The sequence below is a fragment of the Pseudodesulfovibrio alkaliphilus genome (assembly GCF_009729555.1).
Lineage (GTDB): Bacteria > Desulfobacterota > Desulfovibrionia > Desulfovibrionales > Desulfovibrionaceae > Pseudodesulfovibrio > Pseudodesulfovibrio alkaliphilus.
The window spans coordinates 1-23,272 of the sequence record NZ_WODC01000013.1 but is presented as its reverse complement, the minus strand read 5'-3'; the positions used below and the strand labels follow the sequence as shown (position 1 = coordinate 23,272).

The 23,272-nt window shown below is 58.7% G+C and carries 19 protein-coding genes and 1 tRNA gene; 7 read left to right on the top strand and 13 right to left on the bottom strand.

The window, feature by feature from the left end:
• Nucleotides 1–15: 15 nt before the first annotated feature.
• The 7 genes from GKC30_RS14315 to ybgF form a co-directional block, all read right to left on the bottom strand.
• A complete protein-coding gene (locus GKC30_RS14315) occupies nucleotides 16–522 on the bottom strand; it encodes a peptidylprolyl isomerase (protein WP_155935658.1) in 507 nt (168 codons plus the stop codon).
• Nucleotides 482–1,510 (bottom strand): tyrosine recombinase XerC, encoded by a 1,029-nt coding sequence (gene xerC / locus GKC30_RS14310; RefSeq protein ID WP_231117210.1) that lies wholly within the window; start codon nucleotides 1,508–1,510, stop codon nucleotides 482–484. Before xerC ends, GKC30_RS14315 begins: the two co-directional genes overlap by 41 nt.
• Entirely contained in the window at nucleotides 1,485–2,447 is a 963-nt protein-coding gene (locus GKC30_RS14305) for a GGDEF domain-containing response regulator (RefSeq protein WP_155935669.1), read from the bottom strand. The genes xerC and GKC30_RS14305 overlap by 26 nt, the downstream gene beginning before the upstream one ends.
• Nucleotides 2,448–2,516: 69 nt before the next feature.
• On the bottom strand, nucleotides 2,517–3,353 hold the full coding sequence (locus GKC30_RS14300; protein WP_155935668.1) for an HDOD domain-containing protein: 837 nt from the start codon (nucleotides 3,351–3,353) through the stop codon (nucleotides 2,517–2,519).
• A 2-nt stretch (nucleotides 3,354–3,355) separates the two neighbouring features.
• Nucleotides 3,356–3,745: a hypothetical protein gene (locus GKC30_RS14295; RefSeq protein WP_155935657.1), complete on the bottom strand. Its 390-nt coding sequence runs from the start codon at nucleotides 3,743–3,745 to the stop codon at nucleotides 3,356–3,358.
• 115 nt (nucleotides 3,746–3,860) lie between these two features.
• Nucleotides 3,861–5,183, bottom strand: a complete 1,323-nt coding sequence (gene dprA, locus GKC30_RS14290; RefSeq protein WP_155935656.1) for a DNA-processing protein DprA — start codon at nucleotides 5,181–5,183, stop codon at nucleotides 3,861–3,863.
• A gap of 79 nt (nucleotides 5,184–5,262) precedes the next feature.
• Complete coding sequence (gene ybgF / locus GKC30_RS14285) at nucleotides 5,263–6,180, bottom strand: tol-pal system protein YbgF (RefSeq protein ID WP_155935655.1); 918 nt, start codon at nucleotides 6,178–6,180, stop codon at nucleotides 5,263–5,265.
• A gap of 193 nt (nucleotides 6,181–6,373) precedes the next feature.
• On the opposite strand from ybgF, the gene GKC30_RS14280 reads away from it, so the two are divergent.
• Complete coding sequence (locus tag GKC30_RS14280) at nucleotides 6,374–7,294, top strand: hypothetical protein (RefSeq protein ID WP_155935654.1); 921 nt, start codon at nucleotides 6,374–6,376, stop codon at nucleotides 7,292–7,294.
• A gap of 75 nt (nucleotides 7,295–7,369) precedes the next feature.
• On the opposite strand, the gene GKC30_RS14275 is transcribed toward GKC30_RS14280, so the two are convergent.
• The 5 genes from GKC30_RS14275 to GKC30_RS14255 form a co-directional block, all read right to left on the bottom strand.
• Nucleotides 7,370–10,420 (bottom strand): chemotaxis protein CheA, encoded by a 3,051-nt coding sequence (locus tag GKC30_RS14275; protein ID WP_155935653.1) that lies wholly within the window; start codon nucleotides 10,418–10,420, stop codon nucleotides 7,370–7,372.
• Nucleotides 10,421–10,503: 83 nt separating this feature from the next.
• Nucleotides 10,504–10,872 (bottom strand): response regulator, encoded by a 369-nt coding sequence (locus GKC30_RS14270; protein WP_155935652.1) that lies wholly within the window; start codon nucleotides 10,870–10,872, stop codon nucleotides 10,504–10,506.
• Nucleotides 10,873–10,959: 87 nt separating this feature from the next.
• Nucleotides 10,960–11,835: a CheR family methyltransferase gene (locus GKC30_RS14265; protein ID WP_155935651.1), complete on the bottom strand. Its 876-nt coding sequence runs from the start codon at nucleotides 11,833–11,835 to the stop codon at nucleotides 10,960–10,962.
• A 9-nt stretch (nucleotides 11,836–11,844) separates the two neighbouring features.
• The gene (locus tag GKC30_RS14260; protein WP_155935650.1) at nucleotides 11,845–13,782 is read right to left on the bottom strand and encodes a HEAT repeat domain-containing protein; all 1,938 of its coding nucleotides are present in this window, start codon (nucleotides 13,780–13,782) and stop codon (nucleotides 11,845–11,847) included.
• 50 nt (nucleotides 13,783–13,832) lie between these two features.
• A complete protein-coding gene (locus GKC30_RS14255; RefSeq protein ID WP_367614155.1) occupies nucleotides 13,833–14,888 on the bottom strand; it encodes a protein-glutamate methylesterase/protein-glutamine glutaminase in 1,056 nt (351 codons plus the stop codon).
• A gap of 239 nt (nucleotides 14,889–15,127) precedes the next feature.
• Here GKC30_RS14255 and GKC30_RS14250 point away from each other — a divergent pair.
• From GKC30_RS14250 to GKC30_RS14240, 3 genes are all read left to right on the top strand, one after another.
• Nucleotides 15,128–15,204: transfer RNA gene (locus GKC30_RS14250), tRNA-Pro, on the top strand.
• A gap of 643 nt (nucleotides 15,205–15,847) precedes the next feature.
• Nucleotides 15,848–17,611: an Eco57I restriction-modification methylase domain-containing protein gene (locus GKC30_RS14245; RefSeq protein ID WP_155935649.1), complete on the top strand. Its 1,764-nt coding sequence runs from the start codon at nucleotides 15,848–15,850 to the stop codon at nucleotides 17,609–17,611.
• 2 nt (nucleotides 17,612–17,613) lie between these two features.
• Complete coding sequence (locus GKC30_RS14240) at nucleotides 17,614–20,724, top strand: Eco57I restriction-modification methylase domain-containing protein (RefSeq protein ID WP_155935648.1); 3,111 nt, start codon at nucleotides 17,614–17,616, stop codon at nucleotides 20,722–20,724.
• Between the two features lie 278 nt (nucleotides 20,725–21,002).
• Here the strand turns inward: GKC30_RS14240 and GKC30_RS14235 are convergent, their stop codons facing one another.
• Nucleotides 21,003–21,449 (bottom strand): hypothetical protein, encoded by a 447-nt coding sequence (locus GKC30_RS14235; protein ID WP_155935647.1) that lies wholly within the window; start codon nucleotides 21,447–21,449, stop codon nucleotides 21,003–21,005.
• A gap of 67 nt (nucleotides 21,450–21,516) precedes the next feature.
• Here GKC30_RS14235 and tnpA point away from each other — a divergent pair, with 67 nt between their 5' ends.
• The 3 genes from tnpA to tnpC all read left to right on the top strand — a co-directional run.
• A complete protein-coding gene (gene tnpA / locus GKC30_RS14230) occupies nucleotides 21,517–21,855 on the top strand; it encodes an IS66 family insertion sequence element accessory protein TnpA (protein WP_155935646.1) in 339 nt (112 codons plus the stop codon).
• The gene (gene tnpB, locus GKC30_RS14225) at nucleotides 21,852–22,205 is read left to right on the top strand and encodes an IS66 family insertion sequence element accessory protein TnpB (protein WP_155935645.1); all 354 of its coding nucleotides are present in this window, start codon (nucleotides 21,852–21,854) and stop codon (nucleotides 22,203–22,205) included. The genes tnpA and tnpB overlap by 4 nt, the downstream gene beginning before the upstream one ends.
• Nucleotides 22,206–22,252: 47 nt before the next feature.
• Nucleotides 22,253–23,272 (top strand): IS66 family transposase (gene tnpC, locus GKC30_RS14220; RefSeq protein ID WP_196772910.1); only part of this gene is annotated, 1,020 nt, incomplete at its 3' end.

Sequence of the window (23,272 nt, the reverse complement as noted above, 5' to 3'; positions counted from 1 at the left end):
CCAAATAAGGCCGGACTACTCGAAACGGCGGGCCGTGATAATGGACACGGGGTCCACGGGGACATCGTCGAACCCCTGGTAGCTGCGGGTTTTGGCCTTGCTGATCTTCACGGCCACGTCCATGCCGTCCACCACCTCGCCGAACACGCAGTACCCGTATTTCTCGTCCTCTTTGCCGGAGTGGTCCAGGTCCGGGTTGTCGTCCACGTTGATGAAAAACTGGGAGGTGCCACTGTGCGGATCGGCAGTGCGGGCCACGGCCACGGTCCCGGCCACGTTCTTCAGCCCATTGGCCGCCTCGTTGGGGATCGGGTCCCGCGTAGGCTTTTCGGCCATGGAAAAGGTCAGCCCGCCGCCCTGGATCATGAATCCCTTGATCACGCGATGAAACAGGGTGCCGTCGTAGAACTTGTCATCCACATAGGAGAGAAAGTTCGCCACGGTTCCGGGCGCCTTGTCGGCAAACAACTCAATCAGTATCTCACCTTCCGGGGTTTCCAGAAGGACCATCGGGTTTTCCATCGTCTTCTCCATGCTGTGGTGTCTGCTTCGCCCCCGCGCCATCCTCTTTGGCCCGTGGGTGCGCCTGGTCGTATACCTGCATGATGTGGCGCATGTCCAGATGCGTATAGCGCTGGGTGGTGGTCAACCGCTCATGACCGAGCAACTCCTGCACGCTGCGCAGATCGGCCCCGGCCTCAAGCATGTGGGTGGCGAAGCTGTGGCGGAGCATATGCGGATGCACGTCCTTGGGCAATCCGGCCAATGCCCCGAGCTTGGCCACAATGCGGTTGGCCTGACGCCGGTTGAGGCGCTTGCCTGAGCGAACGCTCAGGAACAGCGCCTGCTCGGCGTAGTTGTCCCCGATCAGGGCGTGGCGTTGTTCGAGGTAGCGCCTGATGCGCTTCACCGCCGCCCCGCTCAAGGGCACGATGCGCTCCTTGGACCCCTTGCCCGTGACGCGAAGGACATCGGAGTCCACGTCGTTGAGATCAAGCCCCACAGCCTCGCTGATACGCAGCCCCGAACCATAGAGTACCTCGGCCAGAGCCAGATCGCGCAGCCCCTCGGGATCGGGCTCGAGGGCAGCCTCCATCATGCCCACAGCCTGGTCCACGTTGAGCACCTGGGGATGGCGTTTTTCCTGTTTGGGATTGCGAACCGTGGCCGTGGGGTCCGTACTGATCATTCGATGGCGCAGCAAGTAGCGAAAATAAGACCGCAAACTGGAGAGCTTGCGCCCCATGGAGGTCTTGGTCAGACGCAAGCGGTGCAACTCTGCCAGGAAAGCGCGCACCTGATCGCGGGTGATGCGCTCCGGCTTCTCCAGGGAGTGCTTGGAGCGCTTCAAAAAATCGCCGAACTGCTCAATATCTGTTCCGTAAGAACGGATGGTGGCGTCGGAATACCCCTTTTCCACCGCCAGATGAGCCAAAAAACCGCGCAGCATCTCGCCGCCGGGCTTGGCGCTGCGTCTTGCCCCGCTAGCCTTGCCGCCGGTCGATGACATAGCAGCTCCTCGGGTTTTCCTTGGCTTTCTTTTTCAGGCCCATGGCGATGGACGAGACCTCGCCGTAGTGGGTAAGCCGCCCTCCGGTATTGACCACCACAGCGATGGACACGGCCATGAGAGGAAAAACACGGGCCTTTCCCTCTCGATCCACCGAGGTGATGGCGCCTTGCTTGCGGTCATCAGGGTCGTAGAAATGGGGGACAATGTCGTCAAAGGCGGCGATGATTCGCTGACAGGCGTCCTCAACCTTGTCCGGGGGCAGGATAAAGACAAAGTCGTCACCGCCGACATGGCCCACGAAGCTCATGATGCCGTGATAGCTGCGGATGGTGTTGACGATGAGCCGGGCCGTCATCATCAGCACCTCGTCGCCTCGGGAGAATCCGTACTTGTCGTTGTAGGACTTGAAATAGTCGAGATCGCAGTAGGCCAGGGCAAAGTCCTCCCCGGTCTCGATGAGCTGCTGGATACGCTGGATGATGGAGGTGTTGCCCGGCAGCTTGGAAAGCGGGTTGGCATCAAGTGCCCGCATGGCCCGACATAGGGTCAGGTTGATGCGGTCGCGCACTTCTGAAGGGTTAAAAGGACGTACCAGAAAATCGTCCACTTCGATGAGGTTCCAGTTCCAGGGTGTCTCCACGTCCACCGGGTCCACGCACATGACCACGGGCAACTGGCGGTAGACATTTTCGCTCTTGACCAGATTGGCCACTTCGGTGGCCGGAATATCGGTCAGGCGGTTGTCCACGATGAGCAGGTCGGGCGGATCGGTAAACAGGTGTTCAATGGCCCTGCCGCCCTTCTCGAAGACCGTAAAGCCGAGGACATCCGGCGGCCACAGGGAACGGAGCATGGCCGCCAGCGATACGTCGGGCGAGAGCAGAAACGCGGTCTGCCTGCGCGTGAACAGGGACTTCTCCAGAGACTCGATCATGAGAGCGAACCTAGCATCGGTCATCCTTCCCGTCAAAGGAAGAGACCCGCTCCATCTGTCCGAAAACGGCTAGAAGGTCACGTCCGAAACCTCAATGAACTGCTCGGCCATCTCGTCCATGACCTTGTCGAGATCGGACATCTTGAAGTTGAGTTCCAGCAGGGCCTCGGGCCGCAGATAGGCGGTCTGGTCGTCGCCGGAGTTGCCGAACTCGAAAAGACGCACCAGAAAGTCGCCCAGGTGGACCACGCAGGCCATGGGTTTGTAAAACTCTGCCAGTTGCGGCGCGTGATGGCGGGCCATGGCCTCGCGGATGTTGGGGGGCAGCCCCCAGTGGCGGGCCAGCCAGGCGTTGATGCGGTCGTGGCCAAAGCCCATCACATCCTTCTCGGCCTGGAGATAGGTCACATCCTTATCTCGGACCGTGGAAAGAATGGCACCATGCAAGTCGGGCAGTTGAACCGCTGTGACCACTTTGCCCAGGTCGTGCAGCAGCCCGGCAACGGCGTATTCCTCGGGGTCTTCGAATCCGGCCCGGCGGGCAATGATGTTGCAGGCCGTGGCGCAGCCGAGACTGTGCTCCCACAGCCCCTTCATGTTCTGAACCATCATGTCGAAGACCGAAGTGGAGATGATGATGCCCCGGATGACATTGAAACCGAGCAGGACCAGGGCGTGCTGAATGGAACTGATACGGCCGGGGAATCCGTATATGGGCGAGTTGACCATCTTGAGCACCTTGGCCGAGAGAACCTGATCGCGTGAGATGACCTTGGCGATGGCCTCTGTGGAGGCGTCGGGGTCCTCGACGAGACGGGTCACTTCTTCCAAAACATCGGGCAAGGTCGGCAGATCGGCCACCTGGAGAATCTCGCCCCGCACACTGGTCTTGAGGTCGTCGTCCATGCTCATTCCCCGACTCCTGCCGCGTCGCGATCCTTCGATGCCGCTTCACTTTGCCCAGCCTTCATTCGGGCCTCCTGAGCCGCGGCCTTGATACGAAAATAGCGAACCATGCGCTCCTTGACCCGGACCATCCACTTGTCCTCGCCGTAACGACGAAACAGCGTCTCAAGCCGCAGAACGCGCTCGGCGTACCGGGTGCCCGCCCCCGCACCGCCCAGATCCACTGGTTGGCCCTCCACGGTGATGCGGTCGATCTTCATGGCAGCAAGCCGGGCAATGAGGCTGTCGGACAGCTCCATGCCCTCGGCCATGATAACCATGCCGCCGTCCTTGAGCACGGGACGGGCCAGCTTCATGCCGGGCCGGGCCAGGTCTATTGGTATTTTCTGCATGAATAACGGCCTCGTATGCGTGATACTCCCACCCCTCGGGACGCCCCAGTGTACACGGCCGACCCCACAGCCTCAAGCCCGTGCGCCATGGCGGTCGAAAAAAGCCTGAGGGCGCTCACGCTTCTTCACCAACACCGGCCCGGTCGGACGACAGGTTGTCCGACCCGCCCTCCCTGGCCAGATACCACATGCCGGGCAGTTGATGAACGATCCCTCGGACCTCAAGCACGAGCAGCACCCGGCTGACCCGGGGGGAATCCCAGCCCAGGGTCCGCCCCAGAGTATCTATGTGCATCCTGTCGGTACCGTCGAGCACCTCCATAAGCTGACGCTCCTCGACGCCGAGCGAGGCGTCGGTACGCCAGTCGGGTCCGGTCCGTCTGCGCGGGCGGGCCGCTCCCGCTTCCTGCCCTTCATGGACTTGACGTTCTGGCTTTCCGGCCGTCGAATCCTTGCGCTTCCTGCCCTTTTTTCCGGGCCCGGAGGCATTGCCGCCGCCAGCCCCGTCAACAACGGTTTCATCGGGTTCGAGGTCCGGGATGTGGGCCAGTTCCCTGGCGAAATCGAAGCGCAGGATATGAACGATGTCCTCGGCGTCTTCCACCAGGGCGGCCCCCTGCTTGATGAGTCGATGGCAGCCGGTGAAAGAGGGTTGTCCAAGGGGGCCAGGGAGGGCAAACACCTCGCGCCCCTGCTCGGCGGCCAGTCGGGCGGTGATCAGGCTTCCGCTGTTGTGAGCTGCCTCGGCCACAAGCACGCCCAGAGACAGTGCGCTGATGATCCGGTTGCGGAAGGGAAAATTCCCTGCCCGGGGAGTGACGCCCGGACCGAATTCTGTGACAACCAGTCCTTTCTCGTCCAGGGCGCGTCTGACATCAAGATTGTCATAGGGATAGTCCACATCCAGCCCGCAGCCGAGTACGGCGATGGAGCTGCCAAGGCCGGACAGCCCGCCCAAATGCGCCTGCCTGTCAATGCCCAGAGCCAACCCGGAGACTATTGTGATGCCTATGCGGGAAAGCCGGGCGCTGATGCGCCGTGTGGCCTCAAGGCCCATGGCCGTGCACTCGCGCGCACCCACCACCGCCACTCCTGGATTGGCCAGGAGAGAAACATCGCCACTGACATAGAGCAGACAAGGCGGATCGTCGATCTCCCTGAGGGCTGCCGGGTACAAAGAATCAAACCAGGTGATGACCCGCATGTTTGCCCGACGGGCAGCGCGGTATTCCTCCTCGGCAGCGGTGCGCCAGACTTCAGCCGCGCAGTCCCTGGCCAGAGGTCTTGAGGCAAGTTCCAGTCCGGGCCATGACTTGGCCGACTGGACCGTCTCGAACGCCGATGAATAATGCGAAAACAGGGATTTCCAGACCTTGGGACCAAGGCGCGGGGTGTGCCGCAGAGCGAGGCAGGCGAAGTATTCCTTGTCTTGATCCATGGACGCGCCCTCCGGCCGCGACGAGCCGAAACCGCGCAGCCGGGCGCCGCTTCAGCCGGATGACGATGAAATCGAGGAATCACCCTCCCAGGCGGCTCAGTTCTCTACGCCCCAGCGCGGCGGGCGCGGATGCGGGAAAATCCTCAATCAATGCACGGAGATAAAACACCGCATTGTCCCGGTCCCCCACCCGGTCATAGGACATGCCTGTCTTGAGCAGGGCCGAGGCCGCCTTGGCATGCTTGGGAAACCTACTGGTGACCTCGCGAAAAGTCAGAATGGCCTGAGCGTAGTCCTTTTGGGAATAGTAGGTTTCCCCCTTCCAATACAGGGAGTTGGGAGCCAGCGCATGATTGGGATACTTTGCGAGAAATTCGTCAAAAGCGGTGCGCGAACCAACGAAATCGCCACTGTTGTACTTGGCCAGCGCGGCGTCGTACAGGGCTTGGGCACCCGCAACAGGAGCCTGGGACCGTGACGGAGTCCGCGCCGGAGTCTTGGCAGCGCTTGGAGCGGCTGGCCGCTCAATGACCGTGGGTTCGGGGATGACGGCAGGAGGGCCGGGCACCGTGGCCCATGGTTTGTCCTCATCGCTCTCGGCGACAGGGGGCATGGGGGATGCCTCGGCCAAAGGCGCATCGCTCACCCATCCCTCACCCTCGGGCACAATATCGTCCGGTTCGGAGATATGTCCATGGGACTCGTCCGTCCCTGATGGAACGGTCCTGCCGGAGGCAGGAACAACCACCTCGCCGCCCCGAAGCACAGCCAGATCGGCCTCAATGGAAGCCAGCCGCCGGTCCATGGCCTCGGCTGTCTCGGCGTTCACATCCGCCTGTCTGCGCTGCTCCTCGCGAAAATTCAAAAAACTTTCCTCAAGGCTCTTGATGCGCCATTCGGTGCTCGCCTCGGTAGTGGCCGCGTTCTGCCGGGCGGCTGTGCAGCCGCCAGCCAACAGGCTGCATGCGACAAACAGGCCGAGCGTGATGTATTTCATGAGGAATTCTCCGGTCTGGCGAGTTGAATCGTTCCAAGAGAGATAGGCGATCACGATGTTTTTTGCAACAAGTCCCTGGCCTCACCACGAATCATCCCCTGACCGGCCGCTTGCGGAGCTGATGTTTTTCAGGCAAATATGCCACGCGGCCCGCGCATGGCGCATGGCCGACAAGCTGTCGGAGAATCCCATCATGAGCATGCAAGAAAGCCTGATCCTCGTCGCCACCATGTTGGCCCCCGCCTTTTTCAGCCTGATAGGCATGGCCGCTCTGGGCTGCGCGGCCGTGGCCGTGTCAAGCGAGGCCGCAGCCAAGATCAAGGGCCGCGTCTTTCTGGACAAGTACGGCCAACAGGTCGCGTCCATGGGAGCCGTCCTGTTCCCCCTCTTTCTCGTCATCCTGATCGGCTCCATAGGGCTGGCTTCCGCCCGCTTCCAACAACTCGCCTCCCGACTCCTCGCCCCGGACTCCCCCTTCATTTTTTCCCTGGCGATCATGGGGGTGTTCACCCTGCTTGGCCCGGTCTATTTCCTGACCTGGAAAAAACTGCGCCAGTCCAAGGGGGTTCACCTGCTCCTTGGTATCGGCGCGGCCCTGGCGGCAGCAGCGGCCGTGGCCGTGACAGTCCCTGCCAAGCTCATGGCCGGACTGCCGCCGGAGGCTGCCCAGGCCGGGTTCGGCCCCGGCTCCATGGTCTGGCCCATGGCAACCATGCACGTCATTTTGTGCATCGTGGCCGCGGCAGGCTTAAGCTGCGTCTACCTCGTACTGCGCCGCAACCGCGACGACTTCGGGCGCGACTATTACCGCTTCTCCCTCAACCTGGCGTCGCGCTGGGCAATAACCACCATGCTCGTCTTTCTCGCCTGCCAGGGCTGGCTTCTGGCCGTGCTTCCCGACCCCCTTCGGACCATGACCATAGACACCCCCCTGGGAATGGTATGGGCGATCGGAAGCGCCTTGGGCCTCGTCTGCTGCGCCATCTGGCTGGTCACGGCACGCAGCCAGACACCGTTACGTTTCAAGGGGTTGCTCCTTGTGGCTGCCGGGCTGCTCTGGCTCATGCACGCCGCCAATGCAACCCTGTTCATGAATTTCATGACCATGCTCTGACCGGAGCCCATCCAAAATGAAGAAAGGCCGGGAAGCTGCGCTTCCCGGCCTTTGTACAAAACTCTGGCTGACAGACTATTTGCCGCCGGGCAGGGCCGGGGCCGCAGCCTCCTTGCGCCCGAGTTGGGTCGAGAGGCTGTATATCTCGTGGGGATCAAGGATGAGGACCACAGAGCCATCGCCCATGATGGTCGCGCCGGAGAGACCCTTAAGGTTAAAATTATTGAGATATTGCCCCAGAGGCTTGATGACGATCTCCTGACGCTCCAACAGACGGTCCACCACCAGACCGAGTCGGCGATCGTTGTCGTGGATAACCACCATGGGCAGCACATCGCGCTCGTCCATGGACTGGGGCAGATCGAGGAGTTCAGCCAGTTCGATGACGCCGAGCACCTCGCCGCGCAGAGTGACTGCCTTGCGATTGTTGACATCCGAGAGCTTCACGGTTTCGATCTTGGTGGTTTCCGAAACCGCGTCCAGGGGGATGGCAAAGGTCTCGCCCGCCACCTGGACCATGAGAGCGTCGATGATGGCCAGGGTCAAAGGCAGGGTCAGAGTCAGCTTGGTTCCCTTGCCCACCTCGGACTGGGTGTTGACGCTGCCCTTGAGATTCTTGATATTGGTCTTGACCACGTCCATGCCCACGCCGCGCCCCGAAATATCCGTAACCTTCTCCGCCGAGGAGAAACCCGGCGCGAAAATGAGGTCCAGGGCCTCACGGTCGTCCATGGCGTTAGCCTCCTCGGCAGTGATAACGCCCTTGCGGATGGCCACCTGCTTGAGCTTCTCGGGATCGATGCCGCGCCCGTCGTCCTCCACTTCAATGGCCACGGAATTCCCCTTGTGGTAGGCGCGCAGCCAGACATGGCCCTTGGGCTTCTTGCCCGCCTTGATGCGCTCCTCCTCGTCCTCCAGGCCATGGTCCACGGCGTTGCGCACCAGATGCACCAGCGGATCGCCGATCTCCTCGACCACGCTCTTGTCGAATTCCGTCTCCTCGCCTTCCATGATCAGCTCCACCTGCTTGCCGCTCTTGCGGCTCAAGTCGCGCACCAGTCGGGGAAAACGTGAAAACACGGTTTGCACCGGAACCATGCGGACCTTCATGATGGTGTCCTGAAGGTCATCGGAAATACGGGCCATGGCGTAGGTGGTCTCGGTCAACTGCTGGGCCACCACATGCACATCCTCGTGCCCGTCTTCAAGGGCCCGGGCGAGCATGGCATAGCGGTTGCGGTTGATGATCAACTCGCCAATGACATTCATCAGATGGTCGAGCTTGTGGTGATCCACCCGGATGGTGCTTGATGCCTTGGGCTTGGCCTGCTGGGCGGCGGCTGCCGCGCCAGCGCCGGAAGCGACTATGCTGGAAGCGTTTGACATGGGTGCCTTGGCCGCCGGGCGGGCGGGCTTGGATACGGGTTCGGACGGCCCTGCCGGACGCGTCTGGGGCACGGCCATAACGGCTACAGCGTCGTCGGGCTCGTCCTCGAAACTTGGTTCCGGCCGGACCGGGGGGGCCGGTTTGGGCGGGGCCTTGGGAGCGACCGGCGCGGGTTTGGCGGCAGGCTTGACAGCGGGCTTGCCTTTGGCTGCAACCAAATCGCTGGTTGGATCAGGCACGGGTTCGCCAGAAATGTCTGCCATGGCCTTGAGCAGCATGTCCTTGAGAATGGAAAATTCCTGGTCAAGGATATCGAGCATCAGGCTGAAATCTATGTTGCTCTTGCGTCCCTGGTCCACCAGCCCCACAGTACGGGCCGAATACTCCTTGATTTCAGCAAGGCCCATATACCCCGCCGAGTTCTGGATGGTCTGAAAAGTGCGGAACAGGCCGTCCACGATGTCCGGCTGCCCGGCATCCTCACGGAGCATGATCAATGCCGTGGCCGCGCTCTGAAGTTGCTGATGAATGGTCTGGAGGAACAAAGTCACGTCCTCTGGATCGTAGTCCGAGGGCGAAACGGCTCCGGTCCCTGCATCGACCGACACCGGCTTTTCCGGTTCCCTGGCCGGGGGCACAGACGGCGCGGCCACCCCGGCAGGCACGTGGTGCTCGCCCTTGATGGCGGCAAGGGCCTCGGCCACAGCCGCCACGTTGCCCTCCTCAGTCACCTTCTGCAGCAGTTGAGCCATGACCGAAGTATCCATCGGGGTGACGCGGTTGGTCTCCACATCCACCTTGCCCACAAGCTCCTCAATCAGGTCGACGGACGAAAGGAGCAAGTCAATAAGCCCCTGGCTGCATTCCATGTCGCCTTTGCGGACCTTGTTGAGCAGGGTTTCGGCCTCGTGGGTCAGGGAGTTGAGTTCCTTGAATCCAATAATGCCGCTGTTGCCCTTGAGGTTGTGGAAATAGCGGAAGGTGTCGTTGATCATCTCCTCGCTATCGTCCGGGCTGCCCTCAAGGGCGAGGAGACAACGGTTAAGATTTTCAATGATCTCTGCAGCCTCCTCAAGGAAGTCCGCAAGATGGCCTTCGCCCACGGTACTCAACCCGTAAGGCGCGTCGTCAAAATCGGGATCGGGCAGGGGGTGAAACGATGCTGTCATGGCGACACTTTCCGTATTGACCGCCTGGGACGCGGGTTGCGGTTCGGAAACGACCTCATCGGCCTGCGGCTTTGCAGCGGAGACCTTCCCGACGTACGGGTCCACTGCCGCCGGACCATCCAGAGCGGCGGTGTTGGCCGTTGGACTGACCTGGGGCGCATCGCCCCCGTCGAGGGTGCCGGCCAGGGCCGCCTCAATTCTGGCGATGATGGGAGCGGTGTCCACATCGCCCTCGACGCCGCTGCTCTCAAGGTTATCCACCATGGTGCGCAGGGCATCCGTGGCAGACAGGATCAGGTCCATTATCCCGCCTGTGACACGCATGGACCCCTGGCGCAGCTCGTCGAGGATATTCTCAGCCTTGTGGGCCAAACCGTTTATCCGGTTGAGGCCGAGAAACCCGGAGGCACCCTTGAGCGAGTGCATGGGACGAAATATCTCGTTGAGCAGCCCAAGATTGTCCGGCGCCTTTTCCAGTTCGAGCAGATTGGGCTCAATGGTCTCCAAGTGCTCTTTCGCCTCAACAAAAAAATCGGCTAAAATTTCTGGATCGAGAAAGTCCTGGCTCATCAAGTGTCCTCTGGCGGCGACCGCCTGTCAGCGGTTCAGACGCGGCCCCGTGTTACAATGACTCCTGCTCCCCGGCTGGCGGGTCATCCAAGCAGCATCTTGACGTTGCGCACCAGCTTCTCGGGCTGGGCGGGCTTGACCATGTAAAGATTCGCTCCCACGGTCAGGCCTGTCTGAATATCCCTGTCCTGCCCCTCGGTGGAGAGGACCACGATGGGAATGTCCCTGTACGCCTCCTGCTCCCGGACCGTTTTGATGAACGTCAGGCCATCCATGCGGGGCATGTTTATGTCCGAAACAATGAGGTCAACCCCGGTGGCGCTATAGAGCTTTTCCAGGCCGTCCAGACCGTCTTCGGCGGTAGTGACCTTGAATCCCTCCTTCTTCATGATGAAGGCGACCAGGTTGCGCACCGTCTTTGAGTCGTCCACTATCAGAATATGCTTCGCCATGATTCCCCCTGGGTCCATTAACACGAAATCGGTCGTTTTATCAAATCCTCGGGAGGGTGACGCCCTCCCGCCTTGCAGTCAGGACGCCTACTCCTCCTTCTTGTAGATGATGGCGCCCGGAAAATGGATGGGCTTGAAGGCGCGGGTGATGTTGTGCAGCGACTCCGAATGCCCGATGATCAGGTATCCGCCCGGAAGCAGATTGTCGTAAAATGAACTGATGACCTGCTTCTTCATGGCGTCGTCGAAATAAATGATGACATTGCGGCAGAACACGATCTGCGAGCGCTCCACCCGCTTGAGCTGCCCCTTGTCGCGCAGATTGATCTGACCAAAACTGACGAGCCTCTTCACCTCGGGCCTGACGCCATAGAGCCCTGCCTCCTGCTCGAAATAACGCTGCACGATCTCCTTGGGAGTCGTGCGCAGGGTGTACTCGTTATACACGCCCTTGCGTGCCGATTCGAGCACCCGCTCCGAGAGGTCGTTGGCCGTGATGCGGATGTCCCAGTTGGCGACATCCCCCTGGAGCAGCTCATGGATAATCATGGCAATGGTGTATGGCTCCTCGCCTGTGGAGCAGCCTGCCGACCAGATGCGCAATTTGCGTCCGCTCCCGCGGCAGCCCTCCAACACATCGGCAAGCACCTTTTCCTGAAACACCTGCAACTGGGGCGGATTGCGGTAAAAGCTCGTCTCGTTGGTGGTGATGACTTCAAAAAGCTTTTTCATCTCCGCGGCCTTGGCCGCATCAAAGCGCAGATAGTTGTAGTATTCGTCGAAATTCCTGAGGTTGAGCTTCTTCAGCCGGTTTCCGAGCCGGTTCTCCAGCAGGTACTTGCGGTTGTCAGCAATGTATATGCCGCACTGCTCGTAGATGAAATCCCTTAAGTTGGCGAACTCCTGATCCGTGATCTTGAGTTCCTTGCCAAGGGCGATGGTCTTGGAAAAAAGCGAGGACATCTGGTCCGCCTACTCCTGAGCTTCCTGCATTCTGGCGATGGCCTCCTCGGCTGCGTTGACCATCTCGTAGTCATCGCCGTTGGCGATGTCCAGCAGGGCGCGAAAGGCGGTAGGGCCGCCAAGGCTTCCCAGAGCCTCGATGATCTTCATGACCACGAACCGATTCGGGTGGTCGAGCATACCGATCAGACGCGGCACGGACTGGATGGAGCCGTGTTGGCCCAAGGCGTCGATGGCCCTGATTCTGACCCAGTCGTCCTCATCCTCTAGAGCGTCGATCAGGTAGGGAACGGAATTCTCGGAAAAGCACTTCCCGAGGATTTCGATAACAGTGAGGCGGACATCCCTGCTCTCGTCCTCCAGTCTGGAAAGGACCAGAGGCTGCCAATCGTCATGCACATCGCATTCGGAAGCCAGGGCCTCCAGGGCCACCTTGCGAATGTCCGGCACGGCGTCGTCCAGGGCGCGTCTGAGGATATCGAGATTGGCCGAGACCCCGAGCTTGCCCAAGGCATAGACCGCCATGAGCCGGTGAATGGGCTCGCGACTCTCGAACATGGCCGCGAAACGCTCGCGCACCCGGTCCCCGTTGATGGCGATGCAGGCCTCCAGCGCGGCTTCCTTGACATCGTCGTATTGATGGTCAAGCAGCACAAAGATGCGGTCCGCCACCTCGGCCAGCCGCAGCTTCTCGCCCAGCAGAAAGACCGCGCTCTTGAGCACTGTGCCGTCGTTGTGCTCGTCGAGAACCCTGATGAAGAAATCCTTTGCGTGCTCGTTCCCCCGCTCGGCTGCCACACCGATGATCTGGCGCTGAATCGGCAGCGACACCCTCCAGAAGGCTTCCATAAGCAAGCGGCAGACCGAGTCCTCAAAACCGCAGGACTCTGGCGAGATCATGGCGAGGACCTGGACGGCCACATGGGCCAGATTCTCGCTTTCGCCGAGCAGGGCGTGCTTGAGCGCGTCGGTTATCCCGATGACCGCCAGGCACCCGATGATGGTTCCAAGCCGCTCCTGATCCCTGTCCTGATCCAACGCCGCCGCGATGCGCAGAATCCCCTCGGAGGCCACCTCGCCTCCCACATGGGCCAATCCCTGGATGGCGGCGTCCTGTATCTCCACATCCTCGTCGCGCAGGGCCACGAGCAGATATTCGCGAAAACGCTCCCGCTCGCTCACACTGAGCAGGTTCAAGGACTTGCCGCCCAGTATCCTGACTACTGCCTTGACGATCTTGTTGCGCAGCGCCGTGGGCGATTCGTCCATGCGCTTAAGCAGCATGGTCACGGCCTTGATGTCCCCCAGTTCGCCAAGGGAATCGATGATCATGGAGGCGACAAGGTCCGAGGCGTGGTCCAGCGCCTTGACCAACGCCCCCACCGAGCTGGCGTGACCGATCTTGGTCAGGGCCTCGATCACCGAGTACTGCACCCACTCCTCGTCTTCCATTGCCTTGTTCAGACACGGAGCGGCCTCGGCCATGCCGAGCTCGCCAAGGCTCACCGCCGCCTGATAGCGGACATTGACCTCGGGGTCCTTGAGCAAGGCGTCGCACAGAGGCTCCACCGCCAGGGAACTGCCTGTGGAGCCGAGAATGTCGGCCACGAAGATGCGGATGTCGGGATCGCCGTCGTGGATGAGAGCAACAAGCGAGGGCATGTCCTGCCCTCCCACCTCGCGCAGGATGTCCATGGAAAGATTGCGCACCGGGGCCTCGTCCGAACGCAACAGGGGCAGCACCGCCCGTACGGTCTCGCGGCCTCCGATCTTGCGCAGAGAGCTGTCTGCCGCCTCCTGCACACCCAGATGGTTGGTCAGCAGCAACTCAGCCAGCAGCCCCACGGCCTCGACACAGTTGTCCTCGCCAGCCCGGAACGCGCCCTCGCGAACGATCTCCTTGTCATCGCTCTTCAGCAGCGAAAGATACTCGTTACATCCCGCCATCTGCTCACCCTCCCCACAAAAATGGATTCGCCGGTCTAACCGGCGCTCTGTCACTTGTACAAATTCGCAATGATCGCTTCGGCCATGTCGTCGAGATCGACGATCTCATCCGCCAGGTTTTCATCGACTATGGCCTTGGGCATGCCGTAGACCACGCAGGTGGAGTCGCTCTGAGCCAGGGCGCGTCCGCCGCGCCCCTTGAGTTCACGCACCCCCTCGCAGCCGTCGTTGCCCATGCCTGTCAGAATGACCCCGAGCCCGCGCTTGCCCACGGCCTGAGCCACGGAACTGATAAGGACGTTGGCCGAAGGCTTGTAGAGGGCATCAGCGGGCTGATCCGTTACCACCACATCGACCCGGCTCACCCGCTGATCAAGCACGATATGTCTGCCCCCGGGGGCCACGAAGGCATAACCGGGCCGGAGCACGTCGCCGTTCTCCGCCTCCTTGACCGTGATTCTGCTGACGCCGTCGAGCCGCTTGGCAAAAGGGCCGGTAAAGGCGGCCGGCATATGCTGGGCAATAACGATGGCGGCCGGGAAGTCGGCCGGAAGGGACGAAAGGATCTTCTGGACCACGGGCGGCCCTCCGGTGGATACGCCGATGGCCACCACATCGCGCACCGGCCGATCCGCTGGGGTGACGGCCGACCTGGGCACGGCTGTCGCGGCAGGACGTGGGGCAGCCGTTCTGGTCGGCACATGGCGCATCTTCCGCGCGGCCACGGTCTTGACCCGGTCTATGAGATCCTTTTCTATCTTGACGATGTCAAGGGAGACCTTGGAAAGCTGCTTGGGGATGAAGTCCACGGCGCCAAGCTCCATGGCCTTGAGGGTGGCCTCGGCACCCTCGGTGGTCAGCGAACTGACCATGAGCACAGGCCTTGGGGCCTCCATCATGATCTGCCTTAAGGCGGTCAGGCCGTCCATCTTCGGCATCTCAATGTCCATGGTCACCACATCGGGATCGAGGCGGCGCACCATCTCCAGGCCCTCCAGACCGTCACGCGCCGTTCCCACCACCTTGATTCCCGGGTCCTTGCCAAGCATCGTGCTGATGGCCTTTCGCATGAAGGCGGAATCATCCACGACAAGAACTTTTATCACCAATGCGTCTCCTTGGGGCTCCCGCCCGCAGCGTTCCGGGCGTTCCTGGCAGCAGGGAACCGCCACACCCACAGAGGTTGAACGCCGCGCAGGCCACAGCGTGAACGTGACAATTTTTGCTCAATTCTCCAAACGGGAATAATAGGCGTATTTACCTGCTTTGTCCATCTCCTTGCTTGCCCCGCATTTTTTGCCTTGCCTTTTCACACCCGCTGGGCTAAACACCCCTCTCACGCCAACGGGATGTGGCTCAGTCTGGTAGAGCGCTGCGTTCGGGACGCAGAGACCGGAGGTTCAAATCCTCTCATCCCGACCAGGAAAGACAAGGGTTTACGACAGATCGTCGTAAACCCTTTTTGGTTTTGCTACCCTATTGCTACCCGCCTTGATTTCACGACACTACTCTTGATTCGAAACTTCTCACCTCACCCTGGCCTGGGATCTCATCCCAGGCCACGAACATCTTCCCCTTCCGATCACCCTGTTTGCCCAATGCCATTCAATCCTCCCGTGCTTCAGGGGATTGTCATGAATTTGCTGGAGTTTTTCAACGGTCAGTTAGAGAATATCCCCTCTGATTTCTGCCGAGGGAGACTTCAATAAGCCCCCCCGCTCGATTTAGGTGTGATAAAAAATTGCGTAGCGCAAACATCCCTGCTACCACTGCCTCATGATAAAGCACCCTTGGCAGATTCGGATGCGCGAGGCAGGGCTCACAGCCCGCGACGTCTGCAAATTCACAGGCAAGAACCCATCCACTCTAAGCAGGCAGTTCAATGAGAATCGAGTAGAGCCGTATGTGAAGTTTGTGATTATTGCGTGGGAAATAATGGATGACAAGCAAAGAAATGATTTTTACATACAGCAATGGACTAGCTAACGAGTATGACAATTGTAACTGAGACTATAGAGCTGCTGCTTCATAATGAACAATCATTATTATATCCGAGGCAGGGGCTATGAATAGGCGTATATCAGCCATAGGCAGCAATTCTGCTACTATAAGAGATGAGCACGAACGTAAGCATAAGGGTCGCTTTACCGAGCTTGATCCAGACAAGTTGCGCGGCGGCTACTACACCTCGCTGGAACTGGCGAGATGGTTGTGCGCGTGGGCTATTCGCGATCCGAAAGAATCTGTATTAGAACCAAGCTGCGGCGATGGTTCTTTTCTTGAGGCGGCAAGTGCGCGTCTTGAAGAGTTGGGGACGCACGGTCCATCTCGCGCAAACCAACTTTGTGGGGTTGAGATCATACCGGATGAAGCCGACAAGGCACGTCGGCGGCTGAGGGGCGGTCTTGGCTATCGTGCTGACGATGTGGTCGAAAGCAGCGATTTCTTTGCGTGGTGGAGTCGACCGGGGAGGTCGACGTTTGATGTAGTGATCGGCAATCCACCCTTCATTAGGTATCAGAGCTTCCCAGAACCGCACCGCAGCCGTGCGATGAGCATCATGAAGCAACAGGGCCTATTGCCGAACCGAATGACCAACATCTGGGTACCCTTTGTCGTTGCAGCATTAGCAGTGCTTAAGGAAGGCGGACGTATGGCACTCGTTCTGCCCGCAGAGCTTCTCCAGGTAAGCTATGCTGCGCAACTACGATCGTTTCTGACCGATCGGTTTAGCCGCATCGACATAATCGCCTGTAATGAACTGTTTTTTGAAAAGGCAGAACAAGAAGTACTACTCTTTCTTGCCGATGAAGCGCGCACTGCCCCCTCGGATCTCTCGGTCAGCAATCCGTGTAAAGTCAATCTTACAGAAAGCGACTCAGTCGCCGACATAGTCAAGCGAGAACCGCGGACAGTTTTACATGGCGCATTACCTAAAACAGTTTGTCATGATAGCGAGAAATGGCTGAAGTATTTCCTAAGCTCGGACGAAATTACCTTCATGCGCGCGCTTCGTGCCAGCGATAACACGACGGACCTCGGCACCTTCGCCTCGGTCAATGTCGGAGTGGTGACGGGCAAAAACCAGTTTTTTGTGTTGTGTAAAAGCGATGTCGAAGCGCTGGGACTGGAAGAATATACCATACCTCTTATCGGGCGCTCAGCGCACCTGGAAGGTGCCCTTATAGATGAGGCCGGATGGCGCATGCTCGCAGATGATGAGCAACGCGTGCATCTTTTACACCTTGCCCCCATCAACGGAACGAAACCCATGGGCGCGCTCGCCCACTATCTGCGTCTCGGCGAAGAGCAGGGTGTAGATAAAGGATATAAATGCTCAATACGTAAACCTTGGTATGCAGTACCGTCCGTTTATATTCCAGATGCATTTGTATTCCGTCAGATTTACGACTTTCCGCGCATTGTTCTGAATCGGACCGGGGCCACAGCAACCGATACGATCCACCGTATGCGCAGCAAAGGCTCCGATCCCCAGGCTATCGTTGCCAACAGCTATAGTTATCTGACGGCTGCATCGGCAGAAATCGAGGGGCGTAGCTATGGCGGCGGCGTTCTGGAATTAGAGCCGACCGAGGCTGAAAAAGTGCTTATGCCAGCTACGCTTGTCGATGCAATACCAGTTGAAGAGTGCGACGCCCTTATTCGTGCTGGACGCCTAGAAACAGTGCTCGAAGAGAATAGCAGCTGCGTCCTGCGTGGACAGATGGGGCTCTCGAAAACCGAATGTAAGATGCTACGAGATATATGGAACAAAATGCGTACCCGGCGTCTTGCCCGTCGCCGTGCTGGCAGGAAAAAGAGGAGCTAATTATGACAGACGATGCGCTCCGTGAAGAGCCCGCTACTGGCGTTGCTAGCGATGAAGCCAAAGACCAATCCCGCGCCCGCGTCGCATCACTGATCGAGCGCTTCCGTCGGAACGAAGCCGACTATCGCGATGCCGGTTATAATGAGACTCAAGCACGCACCGAGTTTATCACACCGCTGCTAGAAGCGTTCGGCTGGGATGTGCATAACCTTGGCGGCCAGCCGCTCATCTATCGCGAAGTAATCGAAGAGGCGACTGTCGAGGTAGGTGAAGAGCGGCTGACCAAGCGCCCGGACTATGAACTGCGTCTGGCGAGACAGCGCAAGTTGTTTATAGAGGCCAAAAAACCGAGTGTTCGAATTGACCGTGATCGTGCCCCAGCATTCCAGACTCGGCGTTACGGGTACTCTGCTAGCTTGCCGATTGCTATTGTCACAAACTTTCATCAGCTCGTGGTATATGATTGTACACCTGTGCCGAACGAAACCGATGAAGCACATGTCGCACGACTTGAAATGTTCGGTTACGAAGAATTTGAAACACGCTTTGACGAATTGTGGTTATTACTTTCGCGGGAAAGCGTCTATTCGGGTACTTTTGATCAGCATTTTTCCGTCGATACAACACGCCATGGCGCGCAACAGTTTGATGATTTTTTCCTGAATCAAGTTCGCGACTGGCGGGTCCGCCTTGCGGCTGACATTCACAAGAACACCCCCGGTCTGAGTTCGGGAGAACTTACATATGCGGTGCAACTTTTCCTCTCTCGCATCGTATTCTTGCGTATTTGCGAAGACCGGGGAATCGAGAAGTACGAAAATCTAAAAAACCTTGACGGCCTAGCCACTTTCGACGGGTTGATGGATTCTTTGCGCCGTGCGGATCAGTTCTATGACTCTGGTTTGTTCCGACTGGTTGATAACGATCCGCTGGGCATTCGAATTAGCGATGATGTGCTACAAGGTATCATCGCTGAACTATATTACCCTTTGAGCCCTTACACCTTCGCTGTCGTTGAGACCAAGGTGCTTGGCGAAATATATGAACAGTTTCTCGGCGAAGTGATCATTGTAGCGGGTAGTACTATAGAAATCGAGAGCAAACCCGAAGTCCGAGAAAGCGGCGGCGTAGTGCCAACACCGAGCTTTATTGCCGATACTATTGTCGCCCGCACTCTCAGCCCTCTTCTGGCTGGCAAATCCCCGGAGGAGCTCCTACACTTCACTGTCGCCGATATATGTTGTGGCTCAGGGATATTCCTACTCTCGGCCTATGATTACCTTCTTGGCCACTATTTGGATTGGTATGTCGCAGGCGGGCCAGGCAAACATGCCGGACGAACTATCTACCAGGTCGGGAAAAATCTTTGGCGACTGACATTCGATGAGAAGCGCCGTATCCTGCTCGCGCACATGCGCGGCGTGGATATAGACCCAAACGCGGTCGAAATCGCACAGTTCAGCTTGCTCCTTAAGCTGATAGAGGATGAAAGCGAAGCGGCACTCGAAGAATATGTGCGGCGCATGAAACACGCTGCATTGCCAGCTCTTGATGATTATATACGCTGCGGCAACTCGCTAGTAAGCACAGCGGAGTGGGAAGCCGCCTGCGGGCCGCTGCCAGCAATGCTACACGATGCCATCAACCCCTTTGGCTGGGAAGAAGAATTTGCGGACGAGATGGCAGATGGTGGCTTTGACGTGGTAGTCGGGAACCCTCCCTACATTCGAATCCAGAATATGGTGGCCTACTCGGCTCAAGAAGTTGAATTCTACCACACTACTAACGCACCCTACAGCACCGCGCAGCAAGATAATTTTGACAAGTATGCACTGTTCATTGAACGTGCGCTCGGCTTGATCAAAGATAATGGACGTCTTGGTGTGATCGTGCCGAACAAATTCATGACGATCCGTTCGGGGCGCGCACTACGCGGCCTTCTGACACGTTCACCTATACTGGAATATATCGTTCATTTCGGGAGCAAGCAGGTCTTTGGGCAAGGCATAACAAACTACACTTGCATTCTGGTGATGGATCGTAGCGGCCACGAACAGGTTCGTGTCGAGCATGCTGGCAAGTTGGAGCAATGGCGCTACGGTCGACCGGGTGAGATATTGACAGTGCCGTCCACAGAACTAAGCGATGACCCCTGGGTATTCTGCCAAGAGGATGCTCGGTCGCTGTTCGCCCGTATTCAGGAAACTGTGCCGGGCAGGCTCCACGAGTTCGCCGACATCGAGGTGGGTGTACAGACCAGTGCTGATAAAATCTATCTCCTGCGAGAAGTTCGCAGCGATGCAAATAGTATCACGATACAATGGGATGAGCGCGAGTGGCAAATCGAGCGGGGGATTCTGCGCCCCTGCCTGCATGACGCACCGCTCGATGGGTTTGGTCGACCTAAAGCCAATGCGTGGATGATCTTTCCCTACGAGATTGTAAACACTCCGTCAGGCAAGCTGCGGGCACGGCTGCTGCAGCCTGATGAAATGGGCGCGCTTTACCCGCAGTGCTGGGCATATTTGAACGCACGACGGGCGGAACTTGAACAGCGCAACATCACAGGCGGAGCTAAGGCTGAGCACCAATGGTATCAGTATGGTCGCTCACAGAGCTTGATCAAATTCGACCGGCCCAAAATCATCCTCCCGGTTCTCTCACGCGAAGCCCGCTATGCCTATGATGAGACAAACACGATCATCACTGGTGGCGGAAACGGCCCTTACTATATGATCCGGGCTAAAGAAGGTGCCCCGTTTTCGACGCTGTACTTGTTGGCCATTCTGAACCATCCATTGTGCGAAGCAATGATCCGCACGAACACAAGTGTTTTCAGGGGCGGATATTATTCTCACGGCAAGCAATTTATTGAAGATCTACCAATTCCGCTGTCGGAAGAAGAAAGGGTACTACGAGAAGTTGAAGAACAAGCTGAAGGCGTTGTAGCCGCAGTTGAAGCCCTCCGCGCGGCGCGGACACCGCATGAGCGCACACGCCGTGATCGAGCCGCCAGAAATGCCAGGGCGCGGCTAGAGGGTTATATAGATGCTCTGTTCGGACTGAGTCACGAAGATGCGATAGTTGTTGATTCGGTACCGATTCCTTCTTGAAAAATAGCGGCACAATCACATTGAGAAATGAAAACTATGGCTTAATCGCAGCACAGTCTTCTATAATAACGGGATGATTCGAGCGTGTCAGGTGACACTCTCGCCCCAAAATAGAGAGGCATTCTGTTCTTTCGTAAATAGGGCGAGCGGTAGGAAAGCTACACTTGCCTTCAAAGGGCTACCTCACTCATTCATGTGTAAAGCATTTTTTTAGAGATTCTCCCTATGGTCCTCCATATTTCTAAGGATTGTATGCCATGACCGGGCAATATCCGCCATCACCGCTCCCTGCCCAACAGTCTTTCGTTGATCTTCTTGACGGCTAGTTCATGCACCCGGAGTTGCCGGAAGGTGGCCTTCTTGGCTTCAACCGGTATGTTCGTCTTGCGGAGATCGTCTTTGAGGAATTGGGTAAGCTCTCGTTGGAACGCCTCCCCCTGCTCGGTGACCTTGGCAATGAGATTGTGATCCAGACGCATGTCTAGCGGGGCCTTCTGCTTCTGGGATTTCTCGAATCCCTCATTCAGTTGCTTCATCTTGTCGTCAAAGTAGTTCACGGTCGCCGTGATCGCCACCTCTGGCTTGATCTCCTTCTTTTCAATGTCGCGCCCGAACCGCCGGATCAGGTTGAACGCCTCCAGCCTGTCTCGGTCCTTGAGGCTCGAATCATTCTTGGCCTGCTCCCGCAGGGTGTTCAGGGCCTTGGCCTGCTGCGTAAGCGTCACAACGCCCCCTTCTACCGCCCTCGTTTGAAATCCTGCATGCTCACCCTCCAATCAAGGAGGTGCGGGTATGCCGCCGAATCGCAAGCGAAGGTCGAGGAAGGAGTCTTATTGGCGGGAGCAGGTAGCCAGATGGCGTGAAAGTGGACTGAGCCAGGCCGAGTTCAGCAGGCAGGCCGGGTTTTCCAGCAGATTGTTTGGCTATTGGAAGCGGCGGCTTGAGCAGAAGCAGGGTACCAGCGGCGTCCACGCTGTCGTTGCCGTGCCGATGCCCCATGCGTCTGGGCCAAAGGCCGTTCATCAGCCGATCATCGTCCATGCCTGGCACGGCGTTCGCCTGGAGATTCCCGACGACTTCCATCCCGGGGCGCTGGAGAAGATCCTCCTGGTGCTGGGGCGATTGGCATGAACCTCCTGGGCTCGCAGACCCGGGTCTGGCTGGTGCTTGGCTCCACCGACATGCGCAAAGCGATCAACGGCCTTTCCCTGATGGTCGCCGACCGCCTCGGCCACGACGCCTTTTCCGGCCACCTGTTTGCCTTTTGCAACCGGGGGCGCACCATCATCAAGATCCTCTACTGGGACCGCAACGGCTTCTGCCTCTGGCAGAAACGGCTGGAAAAACACCGCTTCACCTGGCCGGAGTCCGAGGCCGAAGTTATGGAATTGGGTGCACGGGAATTGACCTGGCTGCTCGATGGCCTTGACCCTCTCCAGGCTCGCGGGCACCCAAAACTGGGATATTCGACGTTGTTTTGAAAGACAAAACTCTTTACATTTCAATCAATTGAATGTATGCAATTGGCATGAATGCCACGCCTCTCCCTGACGACATCGCGGCCCTCAAGCGCATCATCGCCGACCAGAATATGGTCATAGCCGAGCGTGAGTCTGTCATCGCGGATCACGAAGCTGTTGTCGCGGACTACAAGTCTGTCATCGCGGATCACGAGCAGTTGGTGGCCCAGTTGCAGGAGCAGGTCTGGCTGCTCAGGGCCTGGCGGTTCGCCGCCAGCTCCGAGAAGGCCAAAGGGCCTCAGGGCGAGGACCAGTATTCACTCTTCGACGAGGCGGAACTCGTTGCCATGCAGGCCGAGGCCGATCCTGAGACCGGCGAAGAGGAGCCTGAGGCCACGGAAGTGGCCGGTCACTCCCGGCGCAAGAAAGGGCGTCGGCCCATTTCCGAGGCCTATCCTCGGGTGGAGGTCGTCCACGACATCCCCGAAGAAGACAAGGTCTGCCCCTGCGGCTGCGCCCTGTCGCGCATCGGCGAGGAGGTCAGCGAAAAGCTCGACATCGTCCCGCAGAAGATCCAGGTCATCCGCCATATCCGGCCGAAATACGCCTGCCGCGCCTGCGAGGGCGTGGAAGACGACGGCCCCACCGTCAAGACAGCCTCCATGCCGCCGCAGTTGATCCCGCAGGGCATCGTCTCCCCGGGCCTGCTGGCCTACATTCTGGTCAACAAGTTCGCGGACGGACTCCCGTTTTATCGGCAGACGATCATGTTCGATCGGCTCGGGGTGGACATTTCCCGGGCGACCATGTCCGGCTGGGCGCTTCGGGCGGCCGAGGCCTGCGAGCCGCTGTTGGAGCTGCTCCACAAGCAGATTCGATCAGGGCCGATCATCAACCTGGACGAGACCACAGTTCAGGTCTTGAAGGAACCCGGGCGAAAAAACACCAGCAAATCCTATATGTGGGTGGCCCGGGGCGGTGACATCAAACGACCATCTGTGCTTTTTCACTACGACCCCGGCCGAGGCGGCAAGGTGGCCGAGGAGATCGTCGGGAACTTCCGTGGGTTTCTGCAAACCGACGGCTAC

Coding starts and splice junctions, on each gene's coding strand:
- GKC30_RS14315 (WP_155935658.1), bottom strand. CDS start 522: ATGGAAAACCCGATGGTCCTTCTGGAAACCCCGGAAGGTGAGATACTG.
- xerC (WP_231117210.1), bottom strand. CDS start 1,510: ATGTCATCGACCGGCGGCAAGGCTAGCGGGGCAAGACGCAGCGCCAAG.
- GKC30_RS14305 (WP_155935669.1), bottom strand. CDS start 2,447: ATGATCGAGTCTCTGGAGAAGTCCCTGTTCACGCGCAGGCAGACCGCG.
- GKC30_RS14300 (WP_155935668.1), bottom strand. CDS start 3,353: ATGGACGACGACCTCAAGACCAGTGTGCGGGGCGAGATTCTCCAGGTG.
- GKC30_RS14295 (WP_155935657.1), bottom strand. CDS start 3,745: ATGCAGAAAATACCAATAGACCTGGCCCGGCCCGGCATGAAGCTGGCC.
- dprA (WP_155935656.1), bottom strand. CDS start 5,183: ATGGATCAAGACAAGGAATACTTCGCCTGCCTCGCTCTGCGGCACACC.
- ybgF (WP_155935655.1), bottom strand. CDS start 6,180: ATGAAATACATCACGCTCGGCCTGTTTGTCGCATGCAGCCTGTTGGCT.
- GKC30_RS14280 (WP_155935654.1), top strand. CDS start 6,374: ATGAGCATGCAAGAAAGCCTGATCCTCGTCGCCACCATGTTGGCCCCC.
- GKC30_RS14275 (WP_155935653.1), bottom strand. CDS start 10,420: ATGAGCCAGGACTTTCTCGATCCAGAAATTTTAGCCGATTTTTTTGTT.
- GKC30_RS14270 (WP_155935652.1), bottom strand. CDS start 10,872: ATGGCGAAGCATATTCTGATAGTGGACGACTCAAAGACGGTGCGCAAC.
- GKC30_RS14265 (WP_155935651.1), bottom strand. CDS start 11,835: ATGTCCTCGCTTTTTTCCAAGACCATCGCCCTTGGCAAGGAACTCAAG.
- GKC30_RS14260 (WP_155935650.1), bottom strand. CDS start 13,782: ATGGCGGGATGTAACGAGTATCTTTCGCTGCTGAAGAGCGATGACAAG.
- GKC30_RS14245 (WP_155935649.1), top strand. CDS start 15,848: ATGAATAGGCGTATATCAGCCATAGGCAGCAATTCTGCTACTATAAGA.
- GKC30_RS14240 (WP_155935648.1), top strand. CDS start 17,614: ATGACAGACGATGCGCTCCGTGAAGAGCCCGCTACTGGCGTTGCTAGC.
- tnpA (WP_155935646.1), top strand. CDS start 21,517: ATGCCGCCGAATCGCAAGCGAAGGTCGAGGAAGGAGTCTTATTGGCGG.
- tnpB (WP_155935645.1), top strand. CDS start 21,852: ATGAACCTCCTGGGCTCGCAGACCCGGGTCTGGCTGGTGCTTGGCTCC.